The sequence below is a fragment of the Lactococcus sp. LG1074 genome, assembly GCF_017309525.1.
GTDB classification, from domain to species: Bacteria; Bacillota; Bacilli; order Lactobacillales; family Streptococcaceae; genus Lactococcus; species Lactococcus petauri.
In genome coordinates this window covers 516,261-530,820 of the sequence record NZ_CP071293.1, presented here as the reverse complement: position 1 = coordinate 530,820, position 14,560 = coordinate 516,261, and the positions used below count along the sequence as shown (strand labels likewise).

Sequence of the window (14,560 nt, the reverse complement as noted above, 5' to 3'; positions counted from 1 at the left end):
CTTACCGTAAAATATAGCCGACATTACGCAATGTAGCTAGATTTTGGGCAAAGTCTGTATCTTTAAGTTTTTTACGGATTTTACTCATATAAACTTCAACTACAGTTACTGTCGTGTCACTGTCAAAGCCCCAAATGCGGTCAAAGATTTGTTCTTTAGGCAAGATGACATTTTGGTTTTGCATCAAATAAACTACAAGATCAAACTCTTTACCGATTAATTCCACTGGTGTGTCATTCACAAATGCTGACTTATTGGTCAAATTCAAGCGCACATTGCCATAAGAAAGACCGTTAGCATCTTCCAGTTTTCCTGTACGTTTTAAGAGCGCCTGAATACGCGCTTTCAACTCATCAAGATAGAAAGGTTTCGTCAAATAATCATCTGCTCCAACATCAAAACCGTGCATCTTATCATCTAAAGACTCTTTTGCAGTCATAATTAAAACTGGTGTATCAATATTCTGATCACGTAATTCTTTGAGTACTTCGAATCCGTTTTTCTCAGGCAACATTAAGTCTAAGAGGATTAAATCATAAATCCCCATTTCTGCTTCATAAAGTCCTTCTTCACCATCAAAAACTTGCTTTACCTCAGCAAAAGATTTCAAGAAATCGTAAACTGATTTTGACAAAGAGAGGTCATCTTCAACTAATAATATTTTAATCATCGCATCCATCTTTCTTACACTAACGGGAAAATTTACACGAGAAATTTACCCATCCTTCCCTTTATTTTACACTATTATGACCTTTTTTTCTTATTTAAAGCTAAAAGAAGGTGAAAGCTAATCTTTTTTGAAATTTACTCATTACAAAACAGTGAAGGGATTTCTTCACTGTTTTTCTTTACTCTTTTTCTTTACTCTTTTTCTTTAGGCGCTGTCGTTTCTCTTAGGATAAGCTCAAAAGGAATAATTGTTTTATCATGGAAGGCTTCCTTATTTTGCGTCAGCCCAAGAAACTTCTCGACTGTTGCTGCTCCAAGACGTACGATATTGATGTCAAAGGTTGTCAGATAAGGGTGAACAAGTGTTGAAAAGGCAGAGTTGTTGTAAGTAATCACGCTAACATCTTCTGGTACTTTCACACCTTGCTCTGACAAGCGAGAGATTACTTTCAAAGCTAAGACTTCATCCATAACAACAAGGCCTGTTTCATCTTTCAAGGTCATATTTTCTTCAAAAACGAGTAAATTCGGCTTACCTTGTTTTTTCAGCATTTCATCTTGATAGCCTTGATAGCGTTCCTCAAAGACTTCACCATCTTTCGTATCGGTCACAAAAGAAATCTCCGAATGCCCCAAATCCATCAAATATCTGGTCGCCTCATGCCCCATCAAGACATTGTCATTATCCACATGTGTAATTTCATTTTGCTTTTCTGTTGGCGTGCCTAAAAGGACGAAAGGAATCTTGTTATCAAAAAGGTAATTGCGTACACTGTCTGCTTTCCCAGCATAAAGGATAATAAAACCGTCCACGCGCTTCTCGGAATACATCAACTCAACTTGTTGTTTCAGCTCACTCTCTTGATAACCAGTCACAACAGCAATTGAAACATCGTATTTGCGTGCTGTTTCATTAATCGAAGTCAAAACTTTCATATAAAAAGGTTGGTTTGATTTGTCTTCGACAGGAGGAAAGACGACTCCAATCGTATTAGATTTCCCTGATGCTAGAATCTGAGCCGCCACATTGCGCGTGTAGCCGAGTTCTTGCATTGCTTTTCTTACTTTAACTTTTGTCTTCTCACTGATTTCCGAACTGTCTTTGAGAACACGGCTAACTGTTGAAGCATTCACACCCGCTTTTTTTGCTACATCTTTTATCGTAACGGCCATATACTATCTCCTGATTCTACTCTCTTCTACTTATTTTCCCAAACTTTTGTTAATAATTCAAGAGACAAACTGTTTGTATTTGAAACTAAAGCAATATCCGTTCCTAAGTCTTCAGCAGAACCCACACCTATAGGTAATGCGCCTGCTGCTTTTATCGCTGCAATACCAGCCTGGGCGTCTTCAATTCCTATACATGAAGTAATAGGAACATCAACACCGGCTGCAGCAGCCAAAAAGATATCTGGTGCAGGTTTTGAAGCTGCAACTTTTGCCGGATCAGCAATGGCATCAAAATACGTACTCAACTTCATCGCTTCAAGAAGGAATGGACCGTTTTTTGAGGCAGAAGCCAAAGCAATCTTGATATTTTGGGCGCGTAAATCTTTCAGCAAATCTAATATGCCAGGATAAATATCCTCTGTTCCTACCTTTTGAATCATTTGGACATAGTTATCATTTTTTTGCTTAGCAAGCTGAGCAAAACTTTCGGCATCATATGTTTCACTCTTTCCACCAAGCTCCAATATTTTTTTCAAAGAATCTTCGCGGGATACACCTTTGAGCTGTTCATTAAAAGTTCTATCTACTCCAGCTATTCCTAATTCTTCAGCCAAAGCTTTCCAGGCTTGAAAATGATACTCTGCGGTATCGGTAATTACTCCGTCAAGATCAAATAATACTGCTTTAAACATGCTTCACCTCTGCTTCATAAGTACCTTCCAATTGGACTGATTCACCATAAACTTCTAAGGCAATCGGTTCACCTTTGAGCAATTTTATCTGAAGCTTTTCTCCTACACTGACTTTGAGCAGACGCCCACGATAATTAATACGGAAGCTATAAGCATCCCAAGCATTTGGAATGAAAGGCGCAAAACTTAACTGACCGTTCCACGTTTTCATTTGTGCAAAACCTTGCACAATCGCCAACCAAGAACCTGTCATTGAGGTAATATGTAAACCGTCTTCTGTATCATTATTGTAGTTGTCAAGGTCCAAACGTGCAGTCCGTTCATACATTTCAACTGCTTTATCTTCCATTCCAAGTTCGGCAGCTAAAATTGCGTGAATGGATGGAGAAAGTGAACTTTCATGAACAGTTAATGGCTCATAAAAGTTAAAGTTACGACGTTTTTCTTCCAAGCTATATTGGTTGCCAAAGAAATAAATCCCTTGCAAAACATCTGCCTGCTTAATATATGGTGAGCGCAAAATACGATCCCATGACCAGTTTTGATTCAAAGGCAAGTGCTTGGGATCTAAATCCGCAACTGGCGTCAAATCCTTGTCTAAAAAGCCATCATGCTGGACAAAAATCCCTAACTCTTCATCTGTCGGATAATACATATGGGTAGTGATATCAGTCCACTGCGATAATTCTTCTGTCGAAACCTGTAAATCTGGCCGAGGGTATTTTTTCAAACCTTCCATTGTATAATTCAAAACCCAAGTTGCCAATGTGTTGGTATACCAGTTATTATTGATATTATTTTCATATTCATTTGGTCCTGTAACCCCATGAATCATGTAAGCTTTTTGTCTCTCCGAATAGTGAACACGGTCTGCCCAGAAGCGTGAAATTTCTACAAGTACTTCAAGACCTTCCTGAGCCAAATGGGTTTCATCGCCAGTATAATTGCTGTAATTATAAATAGCATAAGCTATAGCACCGTTACGATGAATTTCCTCAAAAGTGATTTCCCATTCATTATGGCACTCAATACCTGTAAAAGTCACCATTGGATAAAGTGCTCCAGCCAAACCTTGCTGTCTTGCATTGTGTTGTGCTTGGGGCAATTGTTTATGACGGTAGCGTAATAAGTTTTGCGTCACTTGCTGATCTGCTAAAGAAAGATAAAGCGGAACTGCATAGGCTTCAGTATCCCAATAAGTTGCTCCGCCATATTTCTCCCCTGTAAAGCCTTTAGGACCAATATTGAGGCGCTCGTCTTCACCATAATAAGTTGCAAAAAGTTGGAAGAGATTGAAACGAATACCTTGTTGTGCTTGATCAGAACCTTTAATTTCCACATCCGCAAGTTCCCAACGTTCGCCCCAAGCTTCTGCATGCTCTTGTAAAAGTTGTGTATAAGATTTCACTTGAATTACTTCTTCTAGGCTTGCTAAGGCTTCATGCATTGCAGCTAAATTACTATAATCACGACTCGTCAGAACAATCACACGTTTTTCAAAATGTAGTGTTTCCTGTTCCACAGTTGCTTCATGGTAATTAATAACTTTTTCTTCTTGAGTTTCTTGCCCTTGAGCTTGAAAATCTCCCTTAAAACTTTGCCCTGCCAGTACGGTAAATTGCTCTACGCCAAAGGGGTTAGCAATCGTTTGATTGGCAATGTAAGTTCCTTCTTTGTCGCCTCCTTTATCTAAAACAGTCCAGAATTTTTCTTCATAATTGGAATCTTCATTGTGCACATCAGCATCAATAAATGAAGCAGTACGTACTTTGTGCGATTGACCATCCACACTAGAGAATTTGAAGGAGAAGACAGCTAATTCTGGATGAACGATCGACATAAAACGCTCAACGGAAACAGCAACGCCAGCTTTTTCATAAGAATAAGAGAGAACTGCTTTTTGCATATCTAAGGAAAGGTGGAAATTAGTGATACTATCAGTATAAAGGTCAACTTCTTCATCATCGATAAAAAGTGAAACTCCTGAGAAGTTCAAAGCATTGATTGCCTTACCAAAATATTCTGGGTAACCATTTTTCCACCACCCCACACGCGTTTTATCTGGAAACCAGACACCTGCAATATATGTACCTTGATGGTGATCGCCTGAGTATTTTTCTGAAAAATTACCGCGCATTCCCATGTAACCATTCCCGATTGAGGTTAAAGATTCCTGAAGACGGCGTTCTTCCTTTTCTAATTTACTGGATTGGATATGCCAAGGATCAATTTCCATAATTCTGCTGATTTTTTTCATCTTTTTTCCTATCTTTTTCTTTTCTTACTTTTTCTTAAACACTTGATATTCCCAAGGAAAGAAAGTCATCTTCTTTTCCAACTTTCTTGGGCGGCTTCCTAAAATATGCTGGTAATCTTCTATTTCTACTTGGTTAAAGTCCAGATGTGCTTTTTTAGTACCTAAATTCGTAATAATCAAAAATGAGTCACGTTCGTAAACAAAGGCTGTCAGATGTTGCTCAAACCAAAACTTTATTGACCCACGCGCAATGTCTTCTTCCTCATGGCGAAGATGAATTAAGACTTTATAAAGATCGATAAGCTCCTGTGATTTTTCTGTGTTTACTTCCTTATAATCTGGATGAATAGGCATCCAAGGTTTGCCACTGGTAAATCCTGCGTTTGGGCTCGTGTCCCATTGCATCGGTGTACGAGAGTGATCTCTGCTGTTTGCCATCACTGTATCCAAAGCTTCACTTTTAGTCATCCCCTGAAAAATTAACGCTTCATAAACCTGCTTGATTTCAGTTGCATCTGTCTGGGTGATATCTGTAAAAGGAAAATTACTCATTCCAATTTCTTGTCCCTGATAGATAAATGGAGTCCCTCGAAGAAGCATATAAGATACGGCTAAAGCTTTAGCCGACGCGATGCTGCCATCACCAAAACAACTGATTGCTCGTGGTTGGTCATGATTTTCTAAATAAAGTGCATTCCAACCTCGTGCAAGCATATCCTTTTGCCAACGAATAATTGTCTTTTTGTAACCATACATCCAGCCACGTCCTGCGTAATTCTTCTGACGTACATTGTGTTCCAATTCAAAAATCATCTTAAGGTAGCCAGACCTTGCATCCGTCCAATCAGGCGCCTCAGTTGAAGTCACACCTGAAGCTTCCCCAACTGTTAAAGCATCAGATTGGTCAAATATTTCTTTTAAATCAGCCATATAATTTTCAATACCTGACACATTCATAAAAGGCTGCCAAGGGTCATTTCCTCTTAGAGACTTGATATTAAAAGACCAGTCTTCCTTTTGAATATGAGAAATCGCATCCAAACGAAAACCATCTATACCTAATTCCAACCACCATTTAATCATCGTATAGATTTCCTGACGCACTTGGGGATTCTTCCAGTTCAAGTCAGGTTGTTCTTTCGCAAAGACATGAAAATAAGCTTGTTGCGTCTGCTCATCATAAGTCCAAGTAGAGCCGCCAAAGAAAGATTGCCAATCATTCGGCATTTTTTCGGGTGTTGCATCTGCCCAGTGATAGTAATCTCGATAGGGATTATCCTTTGATTTTTGACTTTCAATAAACCAAGGATGCTGATCGGAAGTATGATTCACAACCAAATCCATAATCACTTTCAAGCCGTTATCATGCGCTTTTTGCAGAAGTTCTTTTAAATCTTCCAAGCTACCAAAGCGAGCATCAATACTATAAAAATCAGCTATATCGTAGCCGCCATCGACTTGTGGACTTGTGTAAATGGGGTTAAGCCAAATAAAATCTATCCCCAAATCTTTCAAGTAAGGCAGCTTTTCGATAATTCCCTGTAAATCCCCCATACCATCACCATTACTGTCTTTAAAAGACTTAGGATAAATCTGGTAACCTGTCCAATTCGCAAAATCGTCTTTTTTCATTTTTTCCTTTTGATTATATCTCTTGAAATTAAAGCTAGTCCTTCGCAAACAATAAATAGAGTCAGAAAGACATTTGTCTATAATTCTGCTTAAATATTTTACTCTAGGTGTTTCCCTGCACCCACTCACTCGAAACCGAGGGGCTTTTTCTCTATTATGTCAAAATTTTTCCATATAAGAAGCAATATCTGGGCAGAGTTATCTTTTAGAAGAATGAGCTAACGTTTCATCTCTATCTCTTGTTTAATTTCTACTATTTATAGATTATAAATCCGTTTTTCTGAACATAATTGTCTTCAGCCAAATGGGCCAAGACTATTTCTCCCTCTTCAACACTAACTGGCTGTTCACCTTTGTTAAAGACTGCCTTAAGTGCGCCACGTTCCAGTTTCACCACTCCTTGAGTATCATCAACACACTGCCAGTCTAAATCTGTTTGGCTTAGTGTCTCCGCGTATTCTCTACGGAAAGCTACTAAGTCTTTGAAGAAAGCAAACATTTCTAAATCTTGATGTTCTTCGGTCCAAGGCATACATTTACGGCAATCTGGATCAGCGCCACCATCTAGCCCATATTCGTCACCATAATAGATACAAGGGACACCTGGTTGGAGATACATGAAAGCTTGGACTTGTTTGACCAAGTCCTTACTTCCTTTAGCTTGTGTTAAAAGACGAGGTGTGTCGTGGGAATCTAAGATGTTAAACATAACTTGATTCGTCTGTTTACGATAAAGCATAAGTTGAGCATTAATCGCTGAAACCATTTGTTCTAAGCTTAACTCTTCTTTCACAAAAGTATCAATAATCGCATTTGTATAAGCATAGTTCATCACTGCCGAAAATTCATCACCAACAAGCCAAGGTTGTGCTGAATGCCAAACTTCTCCTAATATGTAGAAATCATCCTTCGCTGCATCACATGTAGTACGGAATTTTTTCCAGAAAGCATGATCGACTTCGTCTGCCACATCTAAACGCCATGCATCAATATCGCACTCCTTGATCCAGTATTCTGCAATATTAAGCAAATACTCTTGAACTTCTGGATTGGCAGTATTTAATTTTGGCATATGCGGTGTAAAGGCAAATGTATCGTAAGTTGCTGCTTCAGAAACCTCAAAATCTTCGGTTGGCGTGTAAGTTGCGGGCCATTGATTAACATGGAACCAATCCGCATATTTTGAATTTTCTTGATGCTTGAGAACGTCTTGCCACTGCGGGCTTGTATCCCCAATATGATTAAAGACCGCATCAAGCATTACTTTAATCCCTCGTTGGTGTGCCTCTTTCACTAATGTTTTGAAAACTTCTAAATCACCAAAATACTGATCAATTTTCAAATAATCTTCCGTATCATACTTATGGTTAGAATAGGCTTGGAAAACAGGAGTAAAGTAAATGCCATTTACGCCTAAGTCTGTCAGATGATCTAAATGATCAATTACTCCTTGGAGATCGCCGCCATACAAGTCTTGACGATTGGGAGATTCAGTTGGATCCCATTCTTTCACTCCAACTGGATTAATGGCTGGATTTCCATTAGCAAAGCGTTCTGGGAATATTTGATACCAAACTGTATTTTTAACCCATTCAGGAGCCTTAAAACGATCAACCTCATGGAAGAATGGCATACGAAATGCTGCATATTTTTTTGTGAGTAATTTTACTTGGTAAGGAAGAATACCAGAGTCGCTATAGACAACCTTTTCCCCATCGTAATCCGTAATCACGAACAAGTAGTCCATACGCTTATGCGGAACGCCGACCTCTGTCACATAGAAATCACTTTCTGCTGTGGATAAACCATGTTTCATTTCTACTTCTTGATAATCCCAAACCATTTCTGATTCATCATCGCGTTTTACAAACATATAAGGGTCACCATAGATCAATGCAACACTTTGAATGTCGTCACGTGCAACACGTAAACGGATATGAATTGTTTCCTCTGTATAGAGATAAGCAAATTCTGATTCTGGACGGTGATAAATGGCTGCTTTATTCATGAATAAATACCTCTTTTTTTCTTGTTTTTTTCATTTTAGCATAAGCTCATCTTTTGCGCAACCGTTTGCAGTATATTTTTTTATCGAAAATAAAAACTATTGTAAAACTTTCTATTATATGCAGCCATAACATGTATATACCAACATATACAGTAATCAAATTGTAATAAGTTTGCACTTGACAAAACGGAAGCGTTTGCATAAAATAGAATTACAAATTAGAATAATTATTTTCATTAGGAGGAAATATTTTATGAACACATGGAAAAAAATCGCTCTGAGTAGCGTTTCTCTGATTGCTCTTGCTAGCCTCGCTGCTTGTGGGAATAGTAAGGGTAGTGAAAGCACAACTTCTTCATCTTCAGATGCTAAAGACCATAAAGGAGCCGTTACTCTCTGGGTCGATCCAGCAAATGTTGCTTCTTATAAAGATTTAATTAAAAACTTCAACAAAGAATATCCAAACATTAAAGTTACAGTCACACAGTCTCCAAATGGTTCTGCGAATGCAAAACAAGATGTGAGTAAAGACCCCGGACAAGCCGCAGATGTCTTTAAAGTACCCAACGACCAGTTGGGGGCCATGGCTGAAGCGGGCTACATCAATCCTCTTTCACCATCAGCAACAGATTGGGTGAAATCAAATGATATTTCTATCGCTGTTGATGCTGTCTCTTGGAAAGGTAAACTCTACGCTTATCCACAAGATGAACAGTCAAATATTGTTTACTACAACAAGGCAAAATTTAGTGAAGCTCCAAAAGATTGGGCAGATTTTACAGCAGAAACACCAATTGGAACAGATTTTACAAACTCCTACAACTGGTATCCTGTATTCCTAGCTAATGGAACACAGCTCTTCGGTAAAGATGGCGAAACGGTTGATGGTACAGATGCAAATACTAAAGCTGGCGTTCAAGCTATGACTTGGTTTGCGCAACAAAAAGCAAATCCTGGTGTTAAACAGTCGGGTACAGCCCTTCTGGCCGACCTCAAATCTGGTAAAACACAAGCAATCCTCGATGGCCCATGGGACGGTAGCACAGTGAAGGAAATCCTTGGCGACAACTTTGGTGCAACAACCTTACCAACTGCTGATTTTGGATCAGGATCTAAACAAATGCAAGCCTTCTCCGGTGTCGGTACACTGGCTGTGAATTCACAATCAGAAGATCCTGTTGCTGCTTCTGCTTTAGCTCAGTATCTATCAAATACTGAATCACAATTAGCACTCTATAAAGCTAATAATGCAATTCCAGTTTCAAAAGAAGCCCAAAAAGATTCTGAAGTTGCAAAAGATCCCGTAGCTCTTGCAGTTATCAAACAAGTAGAAAACGATACATTGATGCCTAAGATGCCACAAATGGCAACATTCTGGAACTTGGCTGCCCCACTTATCGAGAATGCCTACACAGGTAAGACTCCGGCTACACAATACCAAGCACAACTTGATAATTTCGTAAAATCAATCTCATCAGCTACTGAATAATTTTTGATTAACTTAAGGGGATTGGGCTCATCCTAATCCTCTTATTTTTTATATACAAAAGGGTAAAATATATGTTTAAAAAGAAAATTAAACCATCTCCTGAAGCAACATACAAAGAGGTGTGGCATGAAGGTGATATTTTCACAAAACTCAGCTTCTTTATCATGGGTTTAGCGCAACTAAAAAATAAACAATGGCTCAAGGGCTTTAGCTTCCTCATCATCGAAATTGTCTTCCTTTTCTGGCTCATCTTCAATGGCATTAGCTCAATCAGTCTTCTGAGTAGCCTTGGACATGTCAAGACTAAGCAAGTCGTTTTTGATGAAGCACGACAAATTTATGTCACTCAACAACCTGACAACTCCATGCTCATCCTCCTTTTTGGTGTCATGTCCTTAGTGCTCATTGCAATGGTTGCGGTCATCTATATCACAAGCCTTCGTTCCACACGTCATCTCTATGTCTTGAATCGTGACGGAGAACATATCCCTACGACTATGGAGGATTTGGCTACACTCTTAGACAGTCGCCTCCATTACACACTAATGGCGATTCCCTTACTCGGCATTTTAGTTTTCACGATTGCTCCTTTGCTTTTCATGATTACCATTGCTTTTACCAATTTTAATCAAGATCATCCTATTGGATTTTCTTGGACGGGGTTCGCTTCATTTGGTGAGATTCTGACCGGTAACATCGCTGGAACTTTCTTCCCTGTCTTAGGCTGGACTCTCGTTTGGGCTGTGGCTGCAACAGCGACAACTTTCTTCTTTGGTGTTTTACTTGCTCTTTTGATTGAATCATCTGGAATTAAATTTAAAGCTTTCTGGCGGACACTCTTTGTTATCGTTATGGCTGTTCCTTCTTTTGTTTCACTCTTAATGATGAATATGTTCCTAGACAACAATGGGCCGCTCAACAGTTGGCTCCAAAGTATCGGTCTTATTGATCATCCTATTCCATTTTTAATGGATCCTTTGTTAGCGAAGTTTTCTGTTATCGGCGTTAATATGTGGATTGGTATTCCTGTCTCTATGTTAATTTCAACAGCGATTATCCAAAACTTGCCATCAGATCAGATTGAAGCAGCAAAAATTGATGGTGCCAACAGTTTTGATATTTTCCGCTCTATTACTTTCCCTCAAATTTTGTTTGTTATGACACCTGCTTTAATCCAACAATTTATCGGAAACATCAATAACTTCAATGTTATTTTCCTCTTGACTGGTGGTGGACCACTGAACGCCGAATACTTCCAAGCGGGTTCCACTGACTTATTAATTACCTGGCTTTACAGCTTAACCATGAAGTCGATTCCAAGTTATAACATCGCTTCAGCTATTGGTATCGTTATCTTTATCATCTCAGCTACAGCTTCATTGTTTGCTTACCGCCGTACAAATGCTTTTAAGGAGGGCTAAAATGAAATCATATAAACGCCAACGTCAAGCTTCATTAGTACTCAGATACTTGCTCTTGACCTTACTTGCAATCATCTGGATTTTCCCAATTGTATGGATTATCCTTACCAGCTTTTCTAAAAATAACACTGGTTTTGTTTCGACATTCATTCCCCAGCAGTGGACCCTGGATAATTTTACTGGTATTTTCAATAACCCGGTTTATCCTTACGGACATTGGCTCCTTAATACTTTTGTCATCGCTGTTATCTGTGCAGTTGTTAACACGCTGATTACTACTGTTATGTCTTATGTATTGTCACGTTTACGCTTCAAATTGCGCAAACCATTCTTACAGTTAGCACTTATCATTGGAATGTTCCCAGGTATCATGGCGATGATTGCTCTTTATTACATCCTCAAATCATTCAATATGACCAACTTAGTGGGACTGACTTTGATTTATATAGGTGGCTCTGGTTTAGGCTTCTATATCTTTAAAGGTTTCCTTGATACAATCCCTGCATCAATTGATGAAGCCGCTGTGATTGACGGTGCAACCAAATGGCAAATTTTCACCAAAATTACCTTGCCTTTGTCAAAACCAATGATTGTTTACACATCACTCACTGCTTTTATTGCACCTTGGCTTGATTTCCTCTTTGCGAGTGTCATCTTAGGTGGTGGCGATCCTAAATCAAGGACCATTGCCTATGGCTTGCAAAACATGATGACCAACTCCAGAGGTTCCTCTGCAACAAACTTTACCCAATTTGTTGCAGGATGTGTGATTATCGCCATTCCTATCACTATTCTCTTCATTGTTATGCAAAAATTCTATGTTAAAGGAATCACTGCTGGTGCAGATAAAGGATAACAAACTAAAAAAGCACTCAACTTATAGTTGAATGCTTTTTTTATTGTCCTAAAAGTTCTTGTGCTTTTGCACTATACTTGTCCATATCAATGAGGATACCTGAACCTCCGTACATATCATAGGCAGATTGCCAATCATTGTCGGATGGGATGGTTGTGTTTTCTATACCGCCAAACATTGCCGGTAAAGCTTTTGTGATCAGGAATGTGTTAGAAAGATTAGTCATTGTAACAGCTCGAGCTGTACCCAAGGCACTTGCACCAGTAAAGAGTGTCAACGGATTTTTAACTTTCGATGTGAGAGTTTGCATCACTTGTTGTTGACGTTGCACACGTCCAAAGTCTCCTTGATCATCGTGGCGGAAACGTGCATAGTTCAAAAGTGTACGTCCATCCATTCGTTGTGGGCCTTGCTTGATCATCATAAAGATTCCACCACCATCAGGATAGCCCAAGGCCGCGGCTTCTTCTGCACTCAGTTCCTTATCGTTTTTAGCCATCCCTTCAGTTTCTGCTAAATCATCCGGTACAGGGACTTCATCAAACTTTTGACCATTAATTGTGGCGAATTTGGCATCAATCTTTACTCCACCAGGGAACATTGAGTCAATCACTGTTGCAAAACTTGAGAAATCAACCACAGCGTAATATTTAGCATTTATACCAAAATTTTGTTGCAAGGTTTGACGCACAAGTTCAACACCTTGATTCTCATTTTGCTCACCAATCGTGAAGGCTGCATTAAGCTTCATGTTAGGTCCTTGGCTTGCATCACCAACTCCTGGAATGTTGACCAAAGTATCACGCATAAAGCTCACCAATTGCATTTTGCCGCTTTTGCCAATATTCAAAACCATAATACTGTCTGAATGGGCCACTCCTGAGCTTTGTCCTGGTCGTTGATCAGCACCTAAGAGAAGGATATTGACTGAGCCATCCGCATTGGCAGCACCATTGAATTGTTCGGCTTTGATCGCGCCACCTTCTCGACTAATCCCACGCTGATAACCATAAATGAAGAAACCAATCATAATCAAAATCAAGGCGATTAAGATAAAGAAAATCCGTTTTATCCAACTTTTCTTTTTCTTTGGCTTTTTACTTGCTGCTTCCTCAGGCCTTTCATCATCAATGCTCTCTTCCGCACGACGGTTATCTTTCTTTTTCCCACGTTTGGATAAAAAGGGCGCTGGTGCTGAATCTAAAGAACGGCTGGATCTACTCCGTCTCTCAGAAGAAGAACTTTCAGACTGTGCGCGCTCTTCTTCTATGTCAGCCGCATATTCTTCTTCAAGGGCCTGCCACCCTTCTATTTCTTCTACTAGTTCATAATATTCTTGCTTTTCGCGTTCACTTAAGTAAGCTTTATTTGCTCTTAAGTATTCAAAACGTTTTTGTTTATTATCTTTCATTATCTGTCTATTATATCATGATTTTTTATTTTTGATAAAAGCCTTTCATAATTCTCAGCAAAATACAGATCCTTTTCTTAAGCTTTTTTGCCAAAAAATTTATTTCTGAAGCGTTTAACTTTCAGAAACTGTTCACGTGCCTTGTGCATCTGTTTATATCTTTTAGGGTTCTTTTTATAAAAATCTTGGTGATAATCTTCAGCTGGCCAAAATGTTTGCGCATTTTCTATAGGGACTATGATTGGTTTATCCCAAAGCCCCGACTCCGACAATTCCTGCTTGCTTTTCTCAGCAGTTTGACGTTGCTCATCATTCTCAACGTAGATAACTGGTCTATAATTACTGCCTCGATCGTAAAATTGACCTTCTCCATCCGTCGGATCAATAAGATTCCAGTAAATTCCCAGTAAGGTCTCGTAAGAAATAACGGTATTTTCAAAAATTATCTCCACAGCTTCAGTGTGTCCCGTATATTTACCCGATACTTCATCATATGTCGGGTCATCGACATGCCCCCCAGTATAACCGCTAGTAACAGACAGTATACCTGGACGAGTTTCAAAAGGTTCAACCATGCACCAAAAACATCCACCAGCAAAAACTGCAATTTCTTTACTCATAGCTCTTCCTCCAAGCACATTATAGCACAACGAAAAGGCTTGCATGCTATAATTTAACTATGAAAAAACCGTTAAATCAGACTGAAATATTGAACGAAATGTATAATTTAATCTTGAGTAAACATATTCGTGAGTGGGAACGTACTTTAATATTGGAAACTAAAAATCACATTGAAAGTCAGGGCAATCTTGAAGAAGCCTTAACCCAATTAGAGGCTCAATTACGTCCACTAGCTCTTCGCTATAATTTAACGCCTATGACAACCGAATTTTATAACAAAATATCCACTTCGGGTTTATTTGGCCGCGGTGTCGGGCATCGTTTATAAATA

General features: G+C 39.0%; 12 protein-coding genes. 4 read left to right on the top strand and 8 right to left on the bottom strand.

The window, feature by feature from the left end:
• Position 1: 1 nt before the first annotated feature.
• The 6 genes from J0J36_RS02555 to J0J36_RS02530 all read right to left on the bottom strand — a co-directional run bounded on the left by J0J36_RS02555 (position 2) and on the right by J0J36_RS02530 (position 8,431).
• Positions 2–670, bottom strand: coding sequence for a response regulator transcription factor (locus J0J36_RS02555; RefSeq protein WP_213438991.1), 669 nt, complete (start codon positions 668–670; stop codon positions 2–4).
• A gap of 191 nt (positions 671–861) precedes the next feature.
• The gene (locus tag J0J36_RS02550; protein ID WP_019335686.1) at positions 862–1,842 is read right to left on the bottom strand and encodes a LacI family DNA-binding transcriptional regulator; all 981 of its coding nucleotides are present in this window, start codon (positions 1,840–1,842) and stop codon (positions 862–864) included.
• A gap of 26 nt (positions 1,843–1,868) precedes the next feature.
• On the bottom strand, positions 1,869–2,534 hold the full coding sequence (pgmB, locus tag J0J36_RS02545) for a beta-phosphoglucomutase (protein ID WP_019335687.1): 666 nt from the start codon (positions 2,532–2,534) through the stop codon (positions 1,869–1,871).
• Positions 2,527–4,791, bottom strand: a complete 2,265-nt coding sequence (locus tag J0J36_RS02540) for a glycoside hydrolase family 65 protein (protein ID WP_019335688.1) — start codon at positions 4,789–4,791, stop codon at positions 2,527–2,529. The genes pgmB and J0J36_RS02540 overlap by 8 nt, the downstream gene beginning before the upstream one ends.
• 24 nt (positions 4,792–4,815) lie before the next feature.
• Positions 4,816–6,423, bottom strand: coding sequence for an alpha-glucosidase (locus J0J36_RS02535; RefSeq protein ID WP_040086543.1), 1,608 nt, complete (start codon positions 6,421–6,423; stop codon positions 4,816–4,818).
• A gap of 253 nt (positions 6,424–6,676) precedes the next feature.
• Entirely contained in the window at positions 6,677–8,431 is a 1,755-nt protein-coding gene (locus J0J36_RS02530; protein ID WP_019335690.1) for a glycoside hydrolase family 13 protein, read from the bottom strand.
• A 253-nt stretch (positions 8,432–8,684) separates the two neighbouring features.
• Between J0J36_RS02530 and J0J36_RS02525 the strand changes: the two genes are divergently transcribed.
• The 3 genes from J0J36_RS02525 (at position 8,685) to J0J36_RS02515 (ending at position 12,197) form a co-directional block, all read left to right on the top strand.
• Positions 8,685–9,920 carry an extracellular solute-binding protein gene (locus J0J36_RS02525; RefSeq protein WP_019293810.1) on the top strand — a complete coding sequence of 412 codons (1,236 nt, stop codon included), beginning with the start codon at positions 8,685–8,687 and terminating at the stop codon, positions 9,918–9,920.
• Between the two features lie 71 nt (positions 9,921–9,991).
• On the top strand, positions 9,992–11,341 hold the full coding sequence (locus J0J36_RS02520; RefSeq protein WP_019335691.1) for a carbohydrate ABC transporter permease: 1,350 nt from the start codon (positions 9,992–9,994) through the stop codon (positions 11,339–11,341).
• A 1-nt stretch (position 11,342) separates the two neighbouring features.
• Positions 11,343–12,197, top strand: a complete 855-nt coding sequence (locus J0J36_RS02515; protein WP_004258862.1) for a sugar ABC transporter permease — start codon at positions 11,343–11,345, stop codon at positions 12,195–12,197.
• 40 nt (positions 12,198–12,237) lie between these two features.
• On the opposite strand, the gene J0J36_RS02510 is transcribed toward J0J36_RS02515, so the two are convergent.
• Complete coding sequence (locus tag J0J36_RS02510) at positions 12,238–13,608, bottom strand: LCP family protein (RefSeq protein WP_046400788.1); 1,371 nt, start codon at positions 13,606–13,608, stop codon at positions 12,238–12,240.
• A 77-nt stretch (positions 13,609–13,685) separates the two neighbouring features.
• The gene (msrA, locus tag J0J36_RS02505; RefSeq protein WP_040086548.1) at positions 13,686–14,228 is read right to left on the bottom strand and encodes a peptide-methionine (S)-S-oxide reductase MsrA; all 543 of its coding nucleotides are present in this window, start codon (positions 14,226–14,228) and stop codon (positions 13,686–13,688) included.
• A 59-nt stretch (positions 14,229–14,287) separates the two neighbouring features.
• On the opposite strand from msrA, the gene J0J36_RS02500 reads away from it, so the two are divergent.
• Positions 14,288–14,557 carry a bacteriocin immunity protein gene (locus J0J36_RS02500; protein ID WP_019335694.1) on the top strand — a complete coding sequence of 90 codons (270 nt, stop codon included), beginning with the start codon at positions 14,288–14,290 and terminating at the stop codon, positions 14,555–14,557.
• Positions 14,558–14,560 lie beyond the last annotated feature (3 nt).

Coding starts and splice junctions, on each gene's coding strand:
- J0J36_RS02555 (WP_213438991.1), bottom strand. CDS start 670: ATGATTAAAATATTATTAGTTGAAGATGACCTCTCTTTGTCAAAATCA.
- J0J36_RS02550 (WP_019335686.1), bottom strand. CDS start 1,842: ATGGCCGTTACGATAAAAGATGTAGCAAAAAAAGCGGGTGTGAATGCT.
- pgmB (WP_019335687.1), bottom strand. CDS start 2,534: ATGTTTAAAGCAGTATTATTTGATCTTGACGGAGTAATTACCGATACC.
- J0J36_RS02540 (WP_019335688.1), bottom strand. CDS start 4,791: ATGAAAAAAATCAGCAGAATTATGGAAATTGATCCTTGGCATATCCAA.
- J0J36_RS02535 (WP_040086543.1), bottom strand. CDS start 6,423: ATGAAAAAAGACGATTTTGCGAATTGGACAGGTTACCAGATTTATCCT.
- J0J36_RS02530 (WP_019335690.1), bottom strand. CDS start 8,431: ATGAATAAAGCAGCCATTTATCACCGTCCAGAATCAGAATTTGCTTAT.
- J0J36_RS02525 (WP_019293810.1), top strand. CDS start 8,685: ATGAACACATGGAAAAAAATCGCTCTGAGTAGCGTTTCTCTGATTGCT.
- J0J36_RS02520 (WP_019335691.1), top strand. CDS start 9,992: ATGTTTAAAAAGAAAATTAAACCATCTCCTGAAGCAACATACAAAGAG.
- J0J36_RS02515 (WP_004258862.1), top strand. CDS start 11,343: ATGAAATCATATAAACGCCAACGTCAAGCTTCATTAGTACTCAGATAC.
- J0J36_RS02510 (WP_046400788.1), bottom strand. CDS start 13,608: ATGAAAGATAATAAACAAAAACGTTTTGAATACTTAAGAGCAAATAAA.
- msrA (WP_040086548.1), bottom strand. CDS start 14,228: ATGAGTAAAGAAATTGCAGTTTTTGCTGGTGGATGTTTTTGGTGCATG.
- J0J36_RS02500 (WP_019335694.1), top strand. CDS start 14,288: ATGAAAAAACCGTTAAATCAGACTGAAATATTGAACGAAATGTATAAT.